The following is a 20,756-nucleotide window of genomic DNA, read 5'->3' as shown; positions in this document are numbered from 1 at the left end:
ATAGGCGGTGGGGCATTAACCTAAGCTGAATCGAACCCAACTGGCCGATTCAGCCTGGTACAGGAATGTTACTGTGTTAATTATTTCAGCAGGTGCGGATCGAAGGCGTGACCGAGCTTTTCAGTCTTGGTTTTCAGGTAGTGTTTATTGTCTTTGGTGATACCGTGGTCGATGGGTTTACGGGCCGCCACCTTCACGCCCAGCTTCTGCAACGCATCCATTTTGCGGGGGTTATTGGTCATCAGCTCAACCTGCTCCACCTTCAGGGTATCCAGCATTAGCTTACAAATGTCATAACTACGCAGGTCGGCGTCGAAACCTAAGTGTTCGTTTGCCTCGACAGTGTCCATGCCGCTGTCCTGAAGGTTATAGGCGCGGATTTTATTCAGCAGGCCGATACCCCGGCCTTCCTGGCGCAGATATAACAACACACCAAAGCCGCGCTCGACAATGTTCGCCAAGGCTTTTTCCAGCTGAAAACCACAGTCGCAACGGGTGCTGAACAGGGCGTCGCCGGTCAGGCATTCCGAGTGAATGCGAATAGGGACAATATCGCTTTCCTGCCACTCACCGTAAGAGAGCGCAACGTGCTCCTGCCCGCTGGCTTCCACGAAGCCGTGGATCCTGAACTCGCCCATACGGGTGGGGAGTTTTGCGGAGCTGACATATTCATATTTAGGTTGTTTAATGGTCATGACACTTCTACACCCATTCACAGGAGCGGTTAACTTTGGGGTGTTCCTGCTGTTTACAAGGCCGGCTGGCTAATAAATGTTACATTATCGCATTATAGCAAGGGCGGCTGCAGAATCCTATTTGAACCGTGGTATGCCCGCATGCGGTCCGTCACTGACGTATCACTAGCGATGCAACGCTCAGTTACAGGGGCTGATACTCTTTCAGCGGGGCAGGGCGCGCCACCCCATAACCCTGCGCAAAGTCGACCCCCATCCGGCCCAGCTGCGACATGGTAGCTTCATTTTCCACAAACTCGCCCACGGTTTTCATGCCCAGTGCTTTTGCAACATCTTTAATGGAGGCCACCATGGCGGCATCAACCGGGTCGTTAAGCATGTCTTTAATAAAGCTGCCGTCAATTTTCACGCTGTTAACAGGCAGATGCTTAAGGTAAGTATACGATGAAAACCCGCTGCCAAAGTCATCCAGCGAGAATTCGCAACCCAGACGCTGGAAGGTGTGCATAAATGATCTGGTGTCGTCCATACGAATGATGGCTACCGTTTCGGTAATCTCAAAACATATTTTATGGTAGGGAATGCTATAGGTTTCAAACGCATTGAGTATAAATAGCTTGAGGTCGCGGTCGCCCAGTGACTGGCCGCTCAGGTTGATGCTGCAGCGTTGCAGGCTGGCCAGAATATCGGGGTGGTCAGCCAGCCAGCGAAAGCTGTTCTCCACCACCCAGCGGTCAATTTTCGGCATCAGGTTATACCGCTCCGCCGAAGGTAAGAATGCGTTAGGTGGAATGAGCTCACCTTCTTCCCCTTCAAGGCGCAGCAAAATTTCAAAATTGTCACCCTCAAGGGGAGTATGCAGCGGACGGCAGTGCTGGTAGAACAGGGTAAACTTGCTGTGCTCCAGCGCTTCATTAATGGCCGCCAGCGAATCCAGTTCCGCCTCGTAACGCTTGAGGCTGTCGTCGTCACTAGAATAGCGGTGGATTTGGTTGCGCCCCTGCTCTTTGGCAATATAACAGGCGGCGTCGGCCATACTGAGGTACTGCTCAGGGCCGGCACCGTCATCGCCACAGCCCACCAGGCCAATACTTACACCCACTGAGAAAATGCGGTTTTCCCATACAAAGCGGTAGCTCTGCAGCGCGTTGAGTATTTTTACGCCCAGCAGGTAGGCATCGTCTTCCGAGGCGGCGGTTACGAGGATAGCAAACTCGTCGCCACCGAGTCGCGCCAGATCACCCTGATTACCCACGGTGTCCTGAAACAACGTGGCCACGTCCTTGATAAGCGCGTCACCGGCTTTGTGGCCACAGGTGTCGTTAACAACCTTAAAGCGGTCTAAGTCCAGATACAGCAGACATACACAATCGTGCTCGCTATGGCTATCCAGTGCCTGATACAGGCGTTTCTCAAACTCCCGGCGGTTAAATACGCCGGTTAGCGAGTCGTGGGTAGCCAGATATTCCAGGCTGATACTCGACTGTTTACGCTCAGTCACATCAAAAATGGACCCATACAAAAAGGTCCCCGCAGCCTCTTTACGGATCTGACATGACAGAGAGAACCAAAATTCGCTGCCGTCCGCCCGGATCCCTTTAATTTCACGGCCCATCACCGCACCTTTTTCGAGGATTTCGCCCACCAGCAGATCGCGATCTTCTTTGGAGGCATAAAAGTTACGGGTGTTTTCCACTTCCCGCAACATACTGTCTTCATCCTCATAGCCAAACAGGGCGCACATGGCCGGATTGATACTGCGCAGTTCTCCGTCAAGGGTAGAGGTATACAAGCCTTCCGCGGAATTGCGGAATAAGTCGTAGAACTGGTTCAGCTGGGTAATGGTTTTTTCCCGTGCGGACAGTTGCTGAATGTTTAAATTCTTTTCTTTTACCTCAATGCTGAACGCAAAACTAAGCATGGCGAGCATCATCAGTACCACACACTGCAGGCTGATAAGCACGTTGACGGGCATGACATTCACCGTCAGGTCGAGCTGCACCGCATAAACAGCAAACAGGAACAGCCAGGCGATTAAAAACGTACGGGTTTGGGTGGGGTTGCGGCGGTCGCGGAAGAGCAGGGCACTCAGGATAATTAATAAACCTATTAATGGGCTGCCCAGGTATATGGCCAGGGTCATCTGATAGGCTGACTGGGTAAGCACCACAGCGGCTAACCCTAATGGCGCGAGCAGGGTTAGTACCCGCAGTGGTAACGGGATCCGCGGGAACAGGGTATGACAGACCCTTACCTGCGCCGCCAGAAAAGCGGCCAGTAAAATCACCGTGGCCGCCTCAACCTGATTACTGAGCGCCGGCCAATGAACCAGCCCACCTTGTATAACGAAAGCGAACACAAACAGAATGGCAAAGGTTGTGGCCAGCCAGAACCGCGCCGGTGTGCGCTGGTATAAATACGAAATAAGAAAATACCCCAACAGCACGGAGAGAGTGCCCATGGCCACACCGAACAACAACACCATATTGCGGTCGTGCACTGCCAGCGCGTGGTTTTCCCACAAGGTAACCTGCGGCGCCACCAAGCCATTGTCTTTTACGCTCAACAGCAGGGTTTTACTCTGTCCGGTTTGCAGCACAAAGGGAAACTTCAGTGTGGGCAGCAGCCGGCTGGGCAGGCTGTTGCTGCGGCTTACCCGGTAATTAAACGAGTCAGTAATGCGATCGCGCCCGTCCAGCAGCACCAGATGAACATAATCCAGCGCTGTCCGGTCGCTGACCAATGTCAGGGACAAGGGCTGGTCGCCCATGTTTGAAATGCGCGCCCGCAGCCACAAGCGGTCGTTGTCGGCCAGCGGTGACGGATAATGAATATCGGGCCAGTCATCGAACCGTGCCATCACGGTATCGTAAGCGTGTTGCTGAGGAACGACTTTCCACTGGGCTCTGATATTAAAGGCATGGGAGGTAAATTGTTCATCCAGTACCAGGTGGGCTTGCTGGGCGCTGAGGGGCAGGCTGACACAGGTAAGCAGCAGTCCCCACATAGCAGTGAAGACGAAAAGCAGCCGGCGGTGTTGGTTACCTATCCTCGGAACAGACATGGGGTGTATAACAGCATCCTTGATAAAGCAGGTCTGATTCATACTAGCTTATCCGGTTGAATGTTGGGAAGGAACTGCGTGAAATAATAGGGAGTATTGAAAAAAATAAGTGGAATCAGATGATTACGGGTTGGTCGACAAACGACTACCGAAGCGGGGCAGCGTCCCCGCCTCACGTCACAGTTAGCTGCCTGCTACTTCTACCAGGTTAAATGCAGCACCTGCCTGACCTGCTACTAAAACCCGGCACGCCCCCCAGCTTTCAGGGATGGTCCAGATATGCGCCTCAGCGACGGTGAAAATTTCGCGCTGGGTCTCGCAACGTACTTCCACTGTATCCAGTTGCCCCAGAATATCAGCAAAGGCAAACTGGTTACGCGACAGAGCATGAAATTCCACGCCCGATTCATCCAGCGCAAGCGGCACGAATATATTGTCTGCTGACGCAATATAGGCGTGAATTTTATCGATGGCAGGCTGTATTGCAGCCAGGTGGTCTGCCTGCCCTTCCATTGCAGCTAATTTTTCGGCCGCTGCTAACGCGTCAGCCAGCTGCAGGAACCGGGTATGTAGCACAAACTGGCGTTGGTACATAAACGCGGTGTAGTTACTATCAAAGGTGGCATGCTTTTCGTCGTGGCTACGGGCACTGGCCACGGCGCGCCGAAGACTTTTCAGTTCGCGGCGGCCATCATTGAGTTTTTTCGCCAGCATGGCGTCCAGTGAATACAGCCACGCATTTTCGTAGCGGTTACTGTCAGTGCGTTCATGAAGTGTCTGCAAGCCTTTTTCTGCCTCGGCGAGGTTGTCCGTCCGGATTAACGCTTCAATGTCTTTATACGCAGCCACAAATTGCCGGGAGGCGCCGCGCGCGCCGTCAATGTAAAAATCAAACTGCACTTTCTGGTGACACTGCTGGGTGGGCTTTCCGTCTTGCATGGCCGGCGTGAACTTCCATTGTTTTAGCGCACGCAGGGCACTGCGTTTAAACAGTGTGTTGCCGACGTAATCTTCTACCACGGCATCCAGAACATTGCCTTCTTCATCAATCACGTAGCTCATTTGCACCCAGCCTTCCTGGCCGTGCTGGGCGGCCTGGCGGGGATAGCGGGGATTTTCGCGATCGACGGCTTCGGCAGGCGTGAAGGAGGTGATGCGGGCCACTTCTTCTTCGCTGGCCGTTTGCAGCGCCTGATCTTTTTTGTCATCGCAGGGCAAATCCAGCGTTTGACCGTGTACCGGCACCAGGAGCGAGAGTGCGGTCAGAGCGGCACTCAGAGAGGGTACATGCATAAGACATCCTTTTCTTTTTTTGTAATGTAAGCTGACAAACTTTATGTTGCCGGGTGGCCCCGTCAAATACGGGGAATGAATTATCTGTCGTGATCCGGTGGTAACGACCATGACTGACACCAACGCCATAGCGTCTCTGCGTCATTGCCATTGCCACCGGCAGCTTCCAGCCAGATGGACTCACACAGCCATTCGATATTCAGCATTACGCGCAGCTCAGTGCCCGTGAGCACCGCCTGATAGCGATCGGCTCCCCAGTCCTCACTGATCACTGTCAGACCGGTAAGCCGGGCGAAGTGTCGGGTCCACTGCAGTGTTTGGGCAGCACTCTCTGGTAGCGGCACGTGCACAGTGACTACCGGTGGCTGGAACTGTAAGGCCTCTTGCAGACGGCTAAGGGTTAACTGCTGCATGAGAGTGACACCGGCGTAGCTTCTGTTGGCGGCCGGGCGAATTCGTGTTCGTCCCAGCACGTATCAAACGGTGTCTGCAGCGCCTGAATGAACGCTTCCACCTGTTGCCAGTCATCCTGTTCGGCCTGCGCAATAAGTGCACTGAGCGTATGGGTGCGGGGGATCACAGCGGGGTTTTTCGCAAGCAATGTATCTGCATCTGTGGCCTGGTGCTCGCGGGCGCCACGATAGCGCTGCCACCATGCATCGAAGGCGACGCGGTCAACGAAGCTGTCCCGCAGGGTGCTGCCGGATTGGTGAATGTCAGCATGAGCCAGTTGGCGAAAGCGCAACGTATAATCGTGCTGCTCCGCACTTAACAAGGCCATGAACTCCTGCATAATCTCCACGTCATCGGCGCTGTCCGACAGCCCCATTCTGGCGGTCATTTGATGGCGGTACTGATTAATGAATACCGGTTCAAACTGTGACAGGGCGTCCCGTAACTCATCGGTTGAACAGTGCCCGGAAAATGCATGGGCCAGTGCGTTTAAGTTCCACAGGGCAATGCCTGGCTGCCGATCAAATGCATAGCGGCCTTCGTGATCGGTGTGGTTAAACACGGCATTCGGTCTGAAGGCGTCCATAAACGCATACGGACCATAGTCGAAGGTAATACCGTGAACAGACATATTGTCGGTGTTCATGACACCATGCACGAAGCCATGGGCCTGCCAGTGAGCCACCATGCGGGCAGTGCGCAACACGATGGCACTGAGCAGTGCGGCCACCGGATTGGGCGCAGCAAGACACTCGGGAAAGTAACGCGCGATGGTGTACTGAATAAGGTCGTCCAGCGCCTGACTGTTACGGCTGTGGTAATAAAATTCAAAGTGTCCGAAACGAATATGACTGGGCGCGGTGCGAATTAACATGGCACCGGGCTCAGGACGTTCCCGGTACACGGTATCGGCACTGGTGAGCAGACACAGACTGCGGGAGGTAGGAATACCCAGATGGTGCAAAGCTTCCTGTCCCAGATACTCCCGCAGGGTAGAGCGCAGCACTGCGCGACCATCGGCATGCCGGGAGTAGGGCGTGGGGCCGGCCCCTTTCAGGTGTAAGTCCTGGGGCCCCTGGGTGGCATCTGCGGCCTCGCCCAGTAACAGCCCCCGGCCGTCACCCAACGCCGGATTCCAGTGGCCAAACTGATGGCCACCGTACTTTTGTGCCACAGCACCTTTGGCCAGCTCAGAGTCACTGTCGTGCAGCGCCTTTACCAGCCAGTCGTCCTGCCACCAGTAGTCAGGCAGCGCCAGGGCATCGGCATGGGCGCGGTTGACCAGTCGCAGGTTAAGCCCGGTGAGCGGCTGGGGTGTCACCTGACTAACCAGGTCAGGCAGGGTATTGGCGTAGTGATGAGTGAGTGTCACATGACTCCCGTTGTCTGGAACAAATACCGCCTCAGTATACCATGGCAGCAGGTAGTGTTTCGAAGGGGGCAGGACGGTGCATTAAATTCTTAATTTCACTAAACTTATCTGGTGAGCCCGCTGTATATTATATGGATAACACTGGCACCCACTCTGGTGTCACATAACAACGACTTTTCTTTTAGTTACTGGTACTGGCCACGTCGGCAGGGGCCAGCAACGCAACCGGGTTTTCAGAAAGAACTATGCTAACACTGCACCATTTAAATAATTCACGCTCGCAGCGTATCCTGTGGCTGCTGGAAGAGCTGGGAGCAGACTATACGCTGGAACTGTACCAGCGGGATCCTGTCACCAAGCTGGCACCAGCAGAATTAAAAGCCGTACACCCGTTAGGGCGCTCACCGGTCCTTTCAACACCAGCTGGCGCAATGGCAGAGTCGGGCGCTATCATTGAGTATCTGGTGCGGGAATATGCGACAGATCATTTTGCGCCGCCTAAGGATGCCGCCGCCTATCAGCAATATCTGTTCTGGCTGCACTTTGCCGAAGGCTCCTTAATGCCGCCGATGGTGGCCAGACTGGTGCTCGAAAAAGCCCGCGCGAAAGCGTCCAAACCATTTTTTGTAAAACCCATCGCCAACAAGCTGATAGATGGCATTCTGGATGCGTATTACCGTCCTAATCTGGATAAAAGTCTGCGTTATGTGGAGTCCTATCTGGCTGCACACGACTGGTTTGCCGGCGATGCGCCTACCGGCGCCGATGTGCAAATGCTGTTTCCGCTGGAGTCACTGGTAGCGTCGGGACGGGCTGATAACCTGGCGGCTATCAGCAGCTATGTAAAACGGATCCATGCACGGCCTGCTTATCAACGAGCGCTGGAAAAAGGCGGCCAGTACGATTATGCCTGAAACGCCTCAGGCTAATTCTTTGTTCAGATAATCGTCGATTAACTGTAAAAATGCCTCGCCGTAACGGGCCAGCTTGGTCTGGCCGACGCCACTGATATCCAGCATCGCTGCGGTGCTGGTGGGCTGCTTGGCAGCCATATCTACCAGGGTGGCATCACTGAAGACCACATAGGGTGGCACTTCGTGCTCTTCCGCCAGCACTTTGCGCAGGTGTTTCAGGCGCACAAACAAGGTCCGGTCATAATTGGCCGGTGCATGCCTGGCTTTCTTATCGGGCTTAAATTCCAATCGCGGCACTGCCAGTTTCAGGGCTACCTCACCTTTGAGGACGGGACGAGCCGCCTCGGTCAGTCTGAGCGCAGCGTTGGCGGTAATATCCACCCGAATGAGCCCCTGGTGAATTAACTGGTTCATGATGTTGTGCCAGTATGAGTCTGACTGGTCTTTGCCTATGCCGTAGGTACTAAGCTGGTCGTGACCGGCTTCCTGCAGACGGCGTAGTTGCTTGCCCCGTAATACGTCGATGACGTACTGGGTAGCGGCCTGTTGTTCGAGACGCAGTATGCAGGACAACACCTTCTGGGCGGTCACTACGCCGTCCACCATTTTGGGCGGATCGAGGCAGATATCACAGTTACCGCAGGCGCTGTCGCTGAACTGGGAAAAATAATTCAGCAGCACCTGACGGCGACAGGTCTGTGCCTCGGCAAAGGACTCCATGGCGGCAAACTTCTGTAATTCCACATCCGTACGCTCGGCGTTTTCGCCCTGTTCAATCCATTGCTTTACCCGGGCACTGTCTTTTTCGTCAAACAACAGCAGGGCTTCGGCATCGAGCCCGTCACGACCGGCACGACCGGTTTCCTGGTAGTAGCTTTCGACACTGCGGGGCACATCGTGATGGACCACGAAACGCACATTAGACTTGTTGATCCCCATGCCGAAGGCGACCGTGGCCACTACCACGTCCACTTTGTCGTTCAGGAACTGGCGCTGAACAAACTCCCGTTCATCGGCGTCTTTGCCGGCATGATAGGCTGCGCTTTTGAATCCCTGGCGATACAACTTGGCGTTCAGGTCATCGACCTTGGCGCGACTGTTACAGTAAATAATGCCGCTGCCATCCTGTTGTTTGACATAGGCCACCACCTGATCAAACCCTTTATATTTGGACATCACCCGATAGCGGATATTGGGTCTGTCGAAGCTGCCTTTATATATGAGCGGTGACTGCAGGTTCAGCTGGGCCTGAATATCGGCCTGCGTGGCCACATCGGCAGTGGCCGTCAGGCCGACCACCGGAATGTCCGGGAAGCGTCGCTTTATCTGCCCCAGCATGCGGTAATCTTGTCGGAAGTCGTGGCCCCAGTGGGACACGCAATGGGCCTCATCAATGGCAAACAGTGACACGGTCAGCGCCTGCAACTGGGCCTGAAAATGATGCTGCAGCAACCGCTCTGGAGATACATAAAGCAGGTCGTAACCGCCCTCGCGCAGGGTATCCTGCACCTGCATTTGCACGTCCATATCCAGTGACGAGTTCAGGTACGCGGCGCGGACGCCCTGTGCCTGTAACTGTTCCACCTGATCCTGCATAAGCGAGATAAGCGGCGACACCACAATGGCCGTCCCCGGACGAACCAGCGCCGGGATCTGATAGCACAATGATTTACCGCCCCCAGTGGGCAGCAGCACCAGTGCATCGCCACCGTCGCACAGGTGCTCAATCACCTGCTGCTGACCATCCCGGAAAGTGGCATAGCCGAAGACCTGCTCCAGCACAGACTGGGGCGTAGGTGGCGACGGTTCGGGAGGTGCGGTATCAACAACAGGCATATTCATGGGCGGGGATTTTACGCGTTTTTAGTGCAAGCTTCACGGGGGAAAGGGCAATTCTGGCCTAAAAATCAGGGGGCTGGCTGAAAGTGGCTGTTTTCGCTGACAAATATGGCGTCATGTGTAATTGCAGGTACAATAACAGCACGGCTTTTTGACTCGCGCGCCCATGACCGCCACACTCAGAGACACACTGACGAACCAGGTTATTTTCCTGTTTCGCGACCAGGTGCCCTTTAACGCTATGCTGGGCTAGTTAAACGGGTTCATCAGTATATCTACAAATTGCGCTTAACCGTGGCGTGGCCACAACATTGAAAGGAGACAGGGCATGGCAGAACCGTTACCCGATCTCATTGAAGAGTTTGTTTCAGAGGGGCCCACTGACGATCCTGCGGCCATTCTCACCGCGCTGGCGGCGCAGGACGATGTCTACATTGCCACCTTGTTGGAGTCGCTGCCGGTAGATCGGCGGATAGCTGTGTGGGAAGGGATCCCCCGGGACCGTAAACTCGATGTGCTGGTAGAGATGCGCAGCGACCCCCGGGAAATCCTTATCGATGCGGTGCAGGATTATGAGTGGGCGGCCATCTTCAATGACATTGAAGCGGAAGATCTGCTGGAGCTGCTCGATTCTTTGCCATCACGGCTGGTGGACTTAGCCTATGCCGCGCTGGATGGCCGTCAACAGGCCTATTTCCGGGAAGCGACCCAGTTTAAAGACGAGGAAATTGGTCACTGGATCAGTCATGAGCTGCTGGTACTCCCCCTGAATGCCAAAGTGCGCGAGGGCCTGCGCCTTATTCGCCGCAACGTGCCCGCGCATTGCGATACCGTGTTTCTGGTAAACCGCTCGGGCCAGTTTTCCGCTGCCGTGCGACTGACCCGGCTGTTTGGCGCACCTGAACACGTGCCGTTAGTCGAGCTTACCGAAGAAAATATCCCGGTGCTGAAAGGCACAGATGAAAGCATGGCAGCTTCACTGCAGGTGCAGCGCTCTGGTTACGCCTCGCTGCCGGTAGTAGATGAAGGCAATAAGTTGCTGGGGCGGCTGGATATGCAGTCTGCCGGTGAACTGGTTAACGAATACTACGAACGTCAGGTGATGGCCTCGGCAGGTATGGATGAAGACGAGGATTTGTTTTCACCCGTAGCGAAAAGTGCCCGTAACCGCGCCGTTTGGCTGGGCATCAATCTGCTCACTGCGTTTCTGGCCTCCTGGTTTATTGGCCTGTTTGAAGCCACCCTGCAACAGGTGGTGGCGCTGGCAGTATTAATGCCGGTGGTAGCCAGCATGGGCGGGATTGCCGGCAGTCAGACCCTGACTCTGATCGTCAGGGGCCTCGCCCTTGGCCAGGTAACCAGTGCCAACTTCCGGGCGCTGATGATTAAAGAGCTGAAGGTGGGCGGCGTGAATGGCCTTATCTGGGCAGTGGTGATTGGCATTGTGGCGTATTTCTGGTTCACCGATGTGGTGCTGGGCATAGTGATTTGTCTGGCGATCCTGGTGAATATCATCAGTGCAGCCCTGGCCGGAGTATTTCTGCCGGTTATTCTGGATAAATTACGCATCGATCCCGCATTATCCGGCTCGGTTATTCTCACCACGGTCACCGACATCGTGGGCTTTGTGGCCTTTCTGGGGCTGGGAACGCTGTTTTTGCTGTAACGCAGGCCGTGTTGCCAGCCGACGTTGGTCGCACGACTATACACCATAACGAATTCGTATTGCGCGGGGACGGGCATTCACCGACAATGCCCGTCCTCGAAGCCAGCCAATGACAGGAATCACGTGTCTCAGACTGAATCCGCCGTAAACCGTACCCAGGTCGGGGTGATGTGTGCCATCGCCGCATATACCATGTGGGGTATCGCCCCGATGTATTTCAAGCAGCTGCAGATGATGCCTGCCATGGAAGTACTGATGCACCGGGTAGTCTGGTCAGCCGTGATCCTGATCGGTCTGATTGCTGGCATGCGACAGTGGCCGAAAGTTGTGGCGGCCGTCTGCTCCAGACGGGTCATGCTGGTGCTATTTGCCGCCGGTATTCTGCTGGGGGCTAACTGGCTGTTGTTTATCTGGGCCATTAATAACGACCATATTCTTGATGCCAGTCTCGGCTATTACATTAACCCGCTACTGAATGTCTTCCTGGGCCGGCTGTTTCTGGGTGAACGGTTACGTTTGTTTCAGAAAGTGGCGGTGGTACTAGCGGTTATTGGCGTAAGTATTCTGATCCTCTCCTATGGGCAGTTCCCGTGGATAGCGCTGGTACTCGCCGGCAGTTTCAGCGTGTACGGGTTGCTGCGCAAACAGGTGGCAGTCGACTCATTGCCCGGCCTGTTTATTGAAACCCTGATGATGCTACCGCTGGCGCTGGGTTACTGGGTGTTCTTCGCTTCCTCTTACAGTGCCATGCCCGATAACCCGTTATCGCTGAACCTGTGGTTACTGGCCGCCGGGGTGGTCACTACCGCGCCCTTGCTATGCTTCACCGCAGCGGCCCGCCGCATCATGTATTCTACACTGGGCTTTTTTCAGTATATCGGGCCTACGCTGATGTTTTTCCTGGCGGTGTTTTTATATGACGAACCGCTACAGGAGGCCAGACTGGTGACCTTCGGATTTGTATGGGCGGCGCTGGTGATTTTCTCAGTGGATTCCCTGCGTGCCTACCGGCAGCAACGCCGGTTGCGGTACGCCACGCCAGAATAGCGTCTAGCTGTCGCTACACACCTGGTTGCGGCCCTGAGCTTTGGCCTGATAAAGCAGCCGGTCGGCCGCTGACAGTAATGCTTCAATGCTATTGGCGGGCTGGAAGGTCATACCGATACTGACAGTCACGGTTAACGGCCCCCCCTGATCTACCTCCACTTTTAACGCCGCCACCTGGCGGCGAAAGGCTTCCAGGCGTTCTATGGCTGTGTCGGCATCGGTCTGTGGCAGGTAGACGCAAAACTCTTCACCGCCAAACCGCGCCACCAGCTCGTCGTTAAAATGGCGGGTGAGTAACGCAGCCACCGCTTTGAGCACAGCATCCCCAGCATCGTGGCCGTGGGTGTCATTCACGGTCTTGAAGAAGTCGAGGTCCAGCAACGCCAGCGCATGTGGCGTGGGCAGTGTCTGATAACCCATGCTCAGGGTATAGAAAAAATGGCGCCGGTTGGACAGGCCGGTGAGGTAGTCGGTGTTGGCCGCACTGCGAATAGACTCGACATTCTCCATCAACTCTACGTTTTGCATAATGCGGCAAAGGAACTCTTCATGACAGAACGGCAGGCGCAGAAAGTCGTTGGCGCCGCTTTTCAGAAAGTGTGCGGACAATGCAGCACTGTTCCCATCCGCTATGCCAATAATGGCCAGCTGCTCTTTGGAAAACAGCTTGCGTAGATTAGCAATGAACCGGGTGCCAGACTCATCGGGCAGGGCACTGTCGGTCAGCACCAGCTGAATATTAGGCCGCTGTGCCAGCGCCGCCATGGCATCTTTGGCAGAGCCCACCTGAAATACAGAGAAGTTATGGCGGTACAGTAACGAGGCCATATACGCCCGCGGCCCCCGCCGGCCGTGTACTACCAGTACGCCAATGTGACGGTTCTTATCCAGTCGGGCCAGCAAGCGGGCGATGTAGTCGTATACCTGGTTGTTTTCTTTTGGCACGTAATCCACGACGTCGCGGGCCAGTACCGCATCACGCACGTCATTACTGATTTCATCGGTGACCACGATAGTGGGCAGAAAGGCACTGGTGGTGAAATCAATGGCTTCGCCGCGTGGGGCATCAGGTAATTGATAGCCCACCACTGCGCACAGGTAATCTTCTGGGGTGGCATGACTGAATTTGTACTGAGCTTCAGTCAGGGAGCGGGCGCCTATCGGAGTGAGGTTTGCTTTATGCACCAGCTTTTCCATCAGGTTAAGACTCACCTGACTGTTTTCAATCACCAGCACCTTTTGTTGCATACGTCCCGACGCCCTGCAATGACGGCCGGTGAACCCTGCCGTGCTTTAGATACTTTCTAGCTTAGCATATGCCAGCACAAGCCACTTACTTCCTAAGTCATCAAAATTTACCTGTACCCGGGCGTGGTCGCCCGCGCCCTCGTAATTCAGCACGACACCTTCGCCAAACTTCCGGTGCGTGACCCGCTGACCCAGCTGGAAACCACTGTGCTCAAATGCTTCGTGAGACGCAGAGCGTGAGAAACGGTTATGGACGGGCCGGGACACGGTAGATTTAAGGCGCACCTCTTCTACACAGTTATCCGGGATCTCGCGGATAAACCGTGAGGCGGTGTGGTATTTGTCCTGACCGTAGACCCGGCGGGTTTCTGCATAGGTAATATACAGTTTCTGCATGGCGCGGGTCATGCCCACGTAACATAGGCGGCGTTCTTCCTCCATGCGCCCGGGTTCGTCATTGGTCATCTGACTGGGGAACATGCCTTCTTCTACACCGGCCATAAAGACCAATGGAAACTCCAGACCCTTGGCGGTGTGGATGGTCATCATCTGCACCGCATCCTGGTCGGTATCGGCCTGGGTTTCGCCGGCCTCCAGCGACGCATGGGCAAGGAAGGCAGACAATGGCGTCATCTCCTCGGCTTCTTCCGGCACAATAAATTGCTTACAGGCGGTGACCAGTTCTTCCAGGTTTTCGATGCGCGCCTGGGCTTTTTCACCACGCTCAGCCTTATACATGGCATACAGACCAGACTGCTTAATAGCGATATCGGCCTGTTCTTCCAGGGGCTCGTCGGTGGCTTTCTGCTCCATTTCACTGATCAGCAGGCTAAAGCTTTGCAAGGCATTCAGCGCGCGGCCTTTCAGGGCCTTGTCGGTGATCAAGAGCTGACTGGCCTGCCACATAGAACAATTATGGGCCCGCGCGGTTTCGCGGATCTGGGTTAGTGTTTTTTCACCGATGCCGCGACTGGGCGTGTTTACCACCCGTTCAAATGCGGCGTCGTCGTGGGGATGATTGATCATGCGCAGGTAGCCCAGCGCGTCTTTAATTTCCTGACGTTCGAAGAAGCGCAGCCCACCGTAAATTCGGTAGGCTATGCCTTCATGCAGCAATGCTTCCTCTAACACCCGTGACTGGGCATTGTTGCGGTATAAAATAGCGCTGTCTTTCAGGGCATTGCCATCATTCAGCCAGCTACGGATCTGCGATACGATGAAACGGGCTTCGTCGAGTTCGTTAAACCCGGCGTACACTGAAATGGGTGCACCGTCGCTGCCGTCGGTCCACAGTTCTTTCCCTAGCCGCCCCTGGTTATTATCAATCACGGCGTTGGCGGCATTCAGTATGGTGCCGGTAGAACGGTAGTTTTGCTCCAAGCGAATTGTGGCAGGCGATTCAAAATCTTTCAGAAAATGCTGAATGTTATCCACATTGGCCCCGCGCCAGCCATAGATAGACTGGTCGTCATCGCCGACAATCATAATGTTGTTATTGTCGGTATTGCTGAGCATGCGCAACCACGCATACTGAATGTTGTTGGTATCCTGAAATTCGTCTACCAGTACGGCGCGGAAACGACGCTGGTAGTGGGCCAGTACCTCGGGGTTTTTCGCCCACAGTTCATGGGCACGTAACAACAGTTCGGCAAAGTCGACCAGACCTGAGCGATCGCATGCATCCTGATAGGCCGCGTAAATATCGCGCATTTTTTGCTGAATATGATCGCCATGGGTCTCGATATGTTGTGGACGCAGCCCTTCATCTTTATTGCCGTTGATATACCACTGTATTTGCCGGGGCGCCCAGTGCTTTTCGTCCAGGTTCATGGCTTTCAGAATGCGCCGTACCAGCCTGTACTGATCATCTGAGTCGAGGATCTGGAAATTTTCCGGCAAGCCCGCTTCGGCATGGTGTGCCCGCAATAAGCGGTGTGCCAGCCCGTGAAAAGTGCCAATCCACATATTGTGCAGACTTCGGCCCATTAACGACTCAATGCGCCCGCGCATTTCACGCGCCGCTTTGTTAGTAAAGGTCACCGCCAGAATGGAGAATGGCGCGATGTTTTCCACTTCCATCAGCCAGGCAATGCGATGGACCAGTACCCGGGTTTTACCGCTTCCCGCGCCAGCCAGCACCAGCATGTTGGACTGGGGCGCAGCCACCGCTTCACGTTGATGGTCGTTGAGATCGTCAAGCAGTAAAGATACATCCATAGGGCAAAACACCTGTCGTTAATGTGGTCAGCAAATCGCAATATTATGCCAGTTAACTGTTATTTTATACAGGCTTGCGACCAGTTTTCTTTGAACCATGCGGTCTGTAACGTCAGCCCTAGAGCTAAAACCTTTCACTTCTGCCCTTGCAATTGCTCTCGGCCAGACGCATGTCTGAGTTATCGGACGCGGTAACTGCCCCAGGCACTGCCGGTATTAATGTTTTCTTGCTGCTTTAAGGAGCGTGTATGGCCGCCCCCATTCCAGTCTCGTTATTAGATCTTGCCCACATTGGTGAGCAACAATCTGTCGCCCAGGCGGTGTCCCACAGCCAGCGTCTGGCCCAGGCTGCTGAACAGCACGGCTTTAACCGTGTATGGCTGGCAGAGCATCATGGTATGCGTGGGGTGGCCAGTGCGGCTACCGCCGTGATGCTGGCCGGGATTGGCCAGGTCACCTCAACCATCCGATTGGGAGCGGGCGGTATTATGCTGCCGAACCATCCGCCGATGATGATTGCTGAGCAATTCGGTACGCTGGAAGCGATGTTTCCGGGACGGATTGACTTAGGGCTGGGCCGGGCGCCGGGTACCGATCAGGCCACCGCCAAAGCGCTGCGCCGGGATGTAGCCGGTGATGCCCGTCGCTATCCGCAGGATATTGCCGAGTTACAAGGTTACCTGGGCAGCAGTGAGCACGACCAGGAGGTAATTGCGGTGCCGGGGACCAACAGTCATGTGCCGTTGTGGTTGCTCGGTTCCAGCCTGTACTCAGCAAGATTGGCCGCGTCGCTGGGCCTGCCGTTCGCGTTTGCTTCTCATTTTGCACCGGAAGCGCTGCAGGACGCCATCAGCTTATATCGTGCCGAATTCACGCCGTCAGCCAGTCTGAAGGAACCCTACGTGATGGCCGGGGTGATGGCCGTGGTGGCAGACACCCACAATGAAGCGGCACAGCGGTTTACTTCGGTTCAACAGCAGTTTGCAAACCTGCGGCGTGGGGTGAATGCACCGCTACCGTCACCGGTAGAAGATATCCGGCTGGCGCTGCACGAGAATGAGATACGGGGCGTTAACCAGGCGCTGCGGTTCGCCGCCGTGGGAACGGATACACAGGTAGAAGAAACCCTGAGCGACTTTGTGGCCGCTACCGGCGTCGATGAGTTGATAGTATCGACGCCCGCCCACGCATTGTCTGCCAACATTGAAACGCTGGCGGCACTGGGTAACATGCGCACTCTATTCGCCGCCCCATCGTTGTAACAGACGGCAACTATTTGGCTGTCTGCATGTCTTTATCCGGAAAGAATGATCAAAACCCCGGTCTGCGGGGTACAATCCGAACACCGCACGGGATGGCGAAATCGCCGTCCCGGGTCTTGAATTATGCGCTGTCGTCACTACAGTGCAAAGAGCGTCCATTAATTCCGCTACAGGACTGTCCTATGCAAGCACTATCCAACACCACCGACTTTTGGCTATCGCTGAAAAAAGAAGCTCAGAGACTGGTTGACAACGAACCGTTACTGGCGAGCTTTGTCCACGCCTGCATACTGACCCACCATAATTTTGAGTCATCGCTGAGCTTTATTTTATCTAACAAAATGTCAGATGACGTAATGCCTGCGCTGGCTATTCGGGAAGTGTTTGATGAGGCTTATCTGTTAGAGCCGGCAATCACCGAGGCCGCCATTGAGGATATTATGGCGGTGTACCGCCGGGACGCTGCGGTCACCGATTATCTGACTCCACTGCTGCACTTTAAAGGGTTCCAGGCGGTACAGGTGCATCGTATGGCTCACTACCTGTGGCAGCATGGCCGGCATCAGCTGGCGTTATTTCTGCAAAGCCGTAACTCGGAAACCTTTGGCGTGGATATTCACCCGGCCGCAAAAATAGGTAAAGGAGTCATGTTCGATCATGCCACCGGTATCGTGATTGGTGAAACGGCGGTAGTCGAGGACAATGTCTCGTTATTACAGAGTGTCACACTGGGCGGTACCGGCAATGAGTCAGGTGACCGGCATCCGAAAGTACGTGAGGGTGTGCTGGTGGGCGCCGGCGCCAAGATCCTCGGTAATATTGAAATTGGTGAAGGCTCTAAAGTGGGCGCCGGTAGTGTGGTGTTAAGCAATGTGCCCGCCCATGTCACGGTCGTGGGCGTGCCCGCGAAAGTCGTAGGCCGGCCCTGTTGTGAACATCCCTGCGACTCTATGAAGCAAAACGTACTGGAAGATAACGCCGCTGCCCGCGACTAATTACCTATAACGCGTCGCTGATAAGCGTGAGAGCTGTATCCATGCTGTCAGCGGCACTGGTCTGGTAGTCTGCAATCACCCCAATGCGGTGCCAGTTCCCCTCGGTTTCGGGATGGCGGGTTTGCGCGTAATACAGGGTAAGCCTGGCATGCTCACTCAGGTCTATCGCCATTTTCATGTACCCCACACCCATGGTGTCTTCGCCGATAATGACGGCGGTGTCATGGTGCTTGAGGGTGTAGCACACAAATTCCCAGGGACCGGCAACCAGCGCTGCGGTAAGTATATATACCGGGCGCGCTAAATAGGGGGCTGGCACAGATTGGGCGCGTACCACGCTGGGTGAGTGCGGGCTGTTGTAATCCACCCTGGCCAGCTCAGTGCCTGTCTTAACAAACTGGCTGACCACATTCTGCGCAACCGCAAATGAGGTCTCGCCGGCCCGGCGCAGGTCGAGGATCAGGGCACCGGTATCGCGGACATAATGCATGGCGGCAGCCAGCTCACGGTCGGCACCCGCGCCGGTGAAATCACCCTCAAAGGTAAGGTAACCAATATTGTCCGGCAATATTTCCATCGCCAGGTTACTGGTCCGTTGATGTTCAGGTGCAGACGATTGCAGCGTGGCCGGAGTGCGCTCCAGCAGCTCGAAGCCAGAATCCTGGGTGGCGGTAATCAGCAGTGCTTCATAGCGCTGCCGGAACCGGCCAAACTTCATACCCCGCTGAAACATGCCCATGCTGCGCTCATAACGTAGCTGACTCACCGCGTCACTGACCTGTTCAGGAAATAAATAGGTGTCGTGTAGCGCCGTGACTGTGTTGGCAATAATGGTGTCGACTTCGTGTTCGCTCAGCGTGGGCTCAGGATGTACCGCAGGACTGGAAACTACCCAGCCGCTGGCCAGTAACATGGCTATCATCAGTATATTTTTCATGGTGGCACGCTCCCTGTGTTTGTCCTGATATGGCGCTCAGCGCCCGCGTTTTCAAGCTCACGGATGAAAACGCTGAGTAGGGGTTACAGCAGCTGCATTAACTCGGTCAGGCAGTCCAGTTGCACATGAGGGAGTGTGCTCACCCGCTCCGCGGGAAGTTGCATTGGCCGGTTACAGGCGAACCAGGCGGTCTGGTAACCCGCATTTATAGCACCATGCACGTCTTTAATCAGGTTATCACCCACGTGCAGGATTTGCGCGGGCGGCTGGTCGATATGGGTCGCGGCATCGTCAAACAATGGCCGGGCGGGTTTCATTGGACGGGTAAGACTGGCGTGAAAGATGGTATCGAAGTAGCTGTCTATGCCAATCCGCTTGGGATCCACATTGCCATTTGTAATGCCTACCAGCGGTACCCGCTGGGCCAGATAATCCAGCGTCCGGTGAACATCGTCTGCCAGCGTGAGCTCACTGCGGGCATGATAAAAGCAGTCGAAGCAGGCGCTGGCAGCCTGCGTTAGCGCTTCGCCGCTGACATCATTCTGCAATGCCTGGGTAAGCGTGCGCAGCCGCAGCTCGCCCATGTCGGAGGCCAGCGCCGGGGTCTCGCTAATCAGCGTATGCCGAATGTTATGCCAGTCTTCCGCAGATAGTGCCGCAGCTCTGGGATAATGCGTGCCGATAAAGGCGGTCAGTGCCTGTTCGGCCTGGCGGATCACCGGGCCATTATCGTACAGAGTGTCATCGAGGTCGAAAGTGATAGCCCGGATGGGGCCAAGCGGTCGGTAGAATCGCATGCAACTCCTGATAATGGGATAATGAAAAAGCTAGCGTTTTCGCCGCGCACGGGGGTGTGCAGCATCATATACCTGCGCCAGGTGCTGAAAATCCAGATGGGTATACACCTGGGTAGTGGACAGGTTTGCGTGACCAAGCAGTTCCTGCACCGCACGCAAATCACCGCTACTTTCCAGTACGTGGGTCGCAAAGGAATGGCGCAGCTTATGCGGACTGACCTGTTGATCAATATGCTGTAACTGGGCCATTTTGTTCAGACGGTTCGCTACCTGGCGGTTAGAGATGCGGGTTTTGCGCTTACTCACAAATATGGCGGCCTCATAGGGCGACGCATAGTTAGCACGCACTTTCAGCCACGCCAGCAGGGCTTTTTCGGCGGTGCGGCCCAGCGGCAGAATACGTTGCTTGCTGCCTTTACCGGTGACCCTAAGGGTGCCGTCTGCCTGCCGGTCACTTAAATTCAGCGCGGTAAGCTCGCTTAACCGCAAACCACAGCCATACAAGAGTTCAAACATCGCCTGATCGCGCAGACGCAAACCTTCATCGTCATCGTCGGTGTTATCTGCTAACAGCTGCTGCATATCATCCACGCTCAGCTGACGGGGCAGGGGACGGCCCTGTTTGGGGGCCTGAATTCCTTCCACGGGATTGGTGAACAGCTGCTCGTTATTCATTAAATACTGACAGAAGGTGCGCAGGGCAGACAGCCGCAAGGCAATACTGCGGGCACTGAGATCCTGGCGCTTGGCAGTGGTAAGCACCCGTTTTACATCGGAGGGCGTTAAGCCAGACCAGTCGTCCAGCGCCAACAGTGCGGCTATTTCGGTGAGCTGGCGGCGATAGTTGCTCAGCGTATGCGGTGATAAGCCCCGTTCTACTTGCAGATGAAGCAGGAATTTGTCCAGCCAGTGCTGGCAGTGCTTAGAAAGTGAGTAATTACTACTCTCGGCCACGAG

The 20,756-nt window shown here is 55.1% G+C and carries 16 protein-coding genes; 5 read left to right on the top strand and 11 right to left on the bottom strand.

The window, feature by feature from the left end:
- Nucleotides 1–80 precede the first annotated feature (80 nt).
- The 5 genes from ribA to OCL06_RS09015 all read right to left on the bottom strand — a co-directional run bounded on the left by ribA (nt 81) and on the right by OCL06_RS09015 (nt 6,877).
- Complete coding sequence (ribA, locus tag OCL06_RS09035; protein WP_262993659.1) at nt 81–695, bottom strand: GTP cyclohydrolase II; 615 nt, start codon at nt 693–695, stop codon at nt 81–83.
- A 184-nt stretch (nt 696–879) separates the two neighbouring features.
- Nucleotides 880–3,801, bottom strand: coding sequence for an EAL domain-containing protein (locus tag OCL06_RS09030; RefSeq protein WP_262993657.1), 2,922 nt, complete (start codon nt 3,799–3,801; stop codon nt 880–882).
- 141 nt (nt 3,802–3,942) lie between these two features.
- Entirely contained in the window at nt 3,943–5,052 is a 1,110-nt protein-coding gene (locus OCL06_RS09025) for an energy transducer TonB (RefSeq protein ID WP_262993655.1), read from the bottom strand.
- Between the two features lie 80 nt (nt 5,053–5,132).
- On the bottom strand, nt 5,133–5,465 hold the full coding sequence (locus OCL06_RS09020) for a DUF3630 family protein (protein WP_262993653.1): 333 nt from the start codon (nt 5,463–5,465) through the stop codon (nt 5,133–5,135).
- Nucleotides 5,453–6,877 carry a protein adenylyltransferase SelO gene (locus OCL06_RS09015; protein ID WP_262993651.1) on the bottom strand — a complete coding sequence of 475 codons (1,425 nt, stop codon included), beginning with the start codon at nt 6,875–6,877 and terminating at the stop codon, nt 5,453–5,455. The genes OCL06_RS09020 and OCL06_RS09015 overlap by 13 nt, the downstream gene beginning before the upstream one ends.
- Nucleotides 6,878–7,122: 245 nt before the next feature.
- Here OCL06_RS09015 and OCL06_RS09010 point away from each other — a divergent pair, with 245 nt between their 5' ends.
- Complete coding sequence (locus tag OCL06_RS09010; protein WP_262993649.1) at nt 7,123–7,791, top strand: glutathione S-transferase; 669 nt, start codon at nt 7,123–7,125, stop codon at nt 7,789–7,791.
- A 6-nt stretch (nt 7,792–7,797) separates the two neighbouring features.
- Here the strand turns inward: OCL06_RS09010 and recQ are convergent, their stop codons facing one another.
- Nucleotides 7,798–9,627 carry a DNA helicase RecQ gene (gene recQ / locus OCL06_RS09005; protein WP_373318468.1) on the bottom strand — a complete coding sequence of 610 codons (1,830 nt, stop codon included), beginning with the start codon at nt 9,625–9,627 and terminating at the stop codon, nt 7,798–7,800.
- Between the two features lie 331 nt (nt 9,628–9,958).
- On the opposite strand from recQ, the gene OCL06_RS09000 reads away from it, so the two are divergent.
- Nucleotides 9,959–11,296, top strand: a complete 1,338-nt coding sequence (locus tag OCL06_RS09000) for a magnesium transporter (protein WP_262993645.1) — start codon at nt 9,959–9,961, stop codon at nt 11,294–11,296.
- A 168-nt stretch (nt 11,297–11,464) separates the two neighbouring features.
- The gene (rarD, locus tag OCL06_RS08995) at nt 11,465–12,343 is read left to right on the top strand and encodes an EamA family transporter RarD (RefSeq protein ID WP_262993886.1); all 879 of its coding nucleotides are present in this window, start codon (nt 11,465–11,467) and stop codon (nt 12,341–12,343) included.
- 3 nt (nt 12,344–12,346) lie between these two features.
- Here the strand turns inward: rarD and OCL06_RS08990 are convergent, their stop codons facing one another.
- Entirely contained in the window at nt 12,347–13,591 is a 1,245-nt protein-coding gene (locus OCL06_RS08990) for a GGDEF domain-containing response regulator (RefSeq protein ID WP_262993643.1), read from the bottom strand.
- A 45-nt stretch (nt 13,592–13,636) separates the two neighbouring features.
- The gene (gene uvrD / locus OCL06_RS08985) at nt 13,637–15,808 is read right to left on the bottom strand and encodes a DNA helicase II (RefSeq protein ID WP_262993642.1); all 2,172 of its coding nucleotides are present in this window, start codon (nt 15,806–15,808) and stop codon (nt 13,637–13,639) included.
- 248 nt (nt 15,809–16,056) lie between these two features.
- Between uvrD and OCL06_RS08980 the strand changes: the two genes are divergently transcribed.
- Together OCL06_RS08980 and cysE are read left to right on the top strand one after the other, a co-directional pair.
- Nucleotides 16,057–17,070 (top strand): LLM class flavin-dependent oxidoreductase, encoded by a 1,014-nt coding sequence (locus OCL06_RS08980; RefSeq protein WP_262993640.1) that lies wholly within the window; start codon nt 16,057–16,059, stop codon nt 17,068–17,070.
- Between the two features lie 182 nt (nt 17,071–17,252).
- The gene (cysE, locus tag OCL06_RS08975) at nt 17,253–18,065 is read left to right on the top strand and encodes a serine O-acetyltransferase (protein ID WP_262993637.1); all 813 of its coding nucleotides are present in this window, start codon (nt 17,253–17,255) and stop codon (nt 18,063–18,065) included.
- 4 nt (nt 18,066–18,069) lie between these two features.
- On the opposite strand, the gene OCL06_RS08970 is transcribed toward cysE, so the two are convergent.
- From OCL06_RS08970 to xerC, 3 genes are all read right to left on the bottom strand, one after another.
- Nucleotides 18,070–19,002 carry a S41 family peptidase gene (locus OCL06_RS08970; RefSeq protein WP_262993635.1) on the bottom strand — a complete coding sequence of 311 codons (933 nt, stop codon included), beginning with the start codon at nt 19,000–19,002 and terminating at the stop codon, nt 18,070–18,072.
- Nucleotides 19,003–19,085: 83 nt separating this feature from the next.
- Complete coding sequence (locus OCL06_RS08965; RefSeq protein WP_262993633.1) at nt 19,086–19,799, bottom strand: HAD-IA family hydrolase; 714 nt, start codon at nt 19,797–19,799, stop codon at nt 19,086–19,088.
- Nucleotides 19,800–19,829: 30 nt separating this feature from the next.
- Entirely contained in the window at nt 19,830–20,753 is a 924-nt protein-coding gene (gene xerC / locus OCL06_RS08960) for a tyrosine recombinase XerC (protein WP_262993631.1), read from the bottom strand.
- Between the last annotated feature and the right edge of the window lie 3 nt (nt 20,754–20,756).

Origin of the sequence: Alteromonas salexigens (genome assembly GCF_025628895.1) — a bacterium.
Taxonomy (GTDB): Bacteria; Pseudomonadota; Gammaproteobacteria; order Enterobacterales; family Alteromonadaceae; genus Alteromonas; species Alteromonas salexigens.
Note: the sequence above shows the minus strand (reverse complement) of the source record. Positions and strands in the feature narration are given on the sequence as shown.

Bases quoted from the DNA above. Each gene is read 5' to 3' on its own strand.
- uvrD (WP_262993642.1), bottom strand. From the start codon at position 15,808: ATGGATGTATCTTTACTGCTTGACGATCTCAACGACCATCAACGTGAA.
- ribA (WP_262993659.1), bottom strand. From the start codon at position 695: ATGACCATTAAACAACCTAAATATGAATATGTCAGCTCCGCAAAACTC.
- cysE (WP_262993637.1), top strand. From the start codon at position 17,253: ATGCAAGCACTATCCAACACCACCGACTTTTGGCTATCGCTGAAAAAA.
- OCL06_RS09000 (WP_262993645.1), top strand. From the start codon at position 9,959: ATGGCAGAACCGTTACCCGATCTCATTGAAGAGTTTGTTTCAGAGGGG.
- OCL06_RS08965 (WP_262993633.1), bottom strand. From the start codon at position 19,799: ATGCGATTCTACCGACCGCTTGGCCCCATCCGGGCTATCACTTTCGAC.
- OCL06_RS08990 (WP_262993643.1), bottom strand. From the start codon at position 13,591: ATGCAACAAAAGGTGCTGGTGATTGAAAACAGTCAGGTGAGTCTTAAC.
- OCL06_RS09030 (WP_262993657.1), bottom strand. From the start codon at position 3,801: ATGAATCAGACCTGCTTTATCAAGGATGCTGTTATACACCCCATGTCT.
- recQ (WP_373318468.1), bottom strand. From the start codon at position 9,627: ATGCCTGTTGTTGATACCGCACCTCCCGAACCGTCGCCACCTACGCCC.
- OCL06_RS08980 (WP_262993640.1), top strand. From the start codon at position 16,057: ATGGCCGCCCCCATTCCAGTCTCGTTATTAGATCTTGCCCACATTGGT.
- OCL06_RS09020 (WP_262993653.1), bottom strand. From the start codon at position 5,465: ATGCAGCAGTTAACCCTTAGCCGTCTGCAAGAGGCCTTACAGTTCCAG.
- OCL06_RS08970 (WP_262993635.1), bottom strand. From the start codon at position 19,002: ATGAAAAATATACTGATGATAGCCATGTTACTGGCCAGCGGCTGGGTA.
- OCL06_RS09010 (WP_262993649.1), top strand. From the start codon at position 7,123: ATGCTAACACTGCACCATTTAAATAATTCACGCTCGCAGCGTATCCTG.
- OCL06_RS09025 (WP_262993655.1), bottom strand. From the start codon at position 5,052: ATGCATGTACCCTCTCTGAGTGCCGCTCTGACCGCACTCTCGCTCCTG.
- rarD (WP_262993886.1), top strand. From the start codon at position 11,465: ATGTGTGCCATCGCCGCATATACCATGTGGGGTATCGCCCCGATGTAT.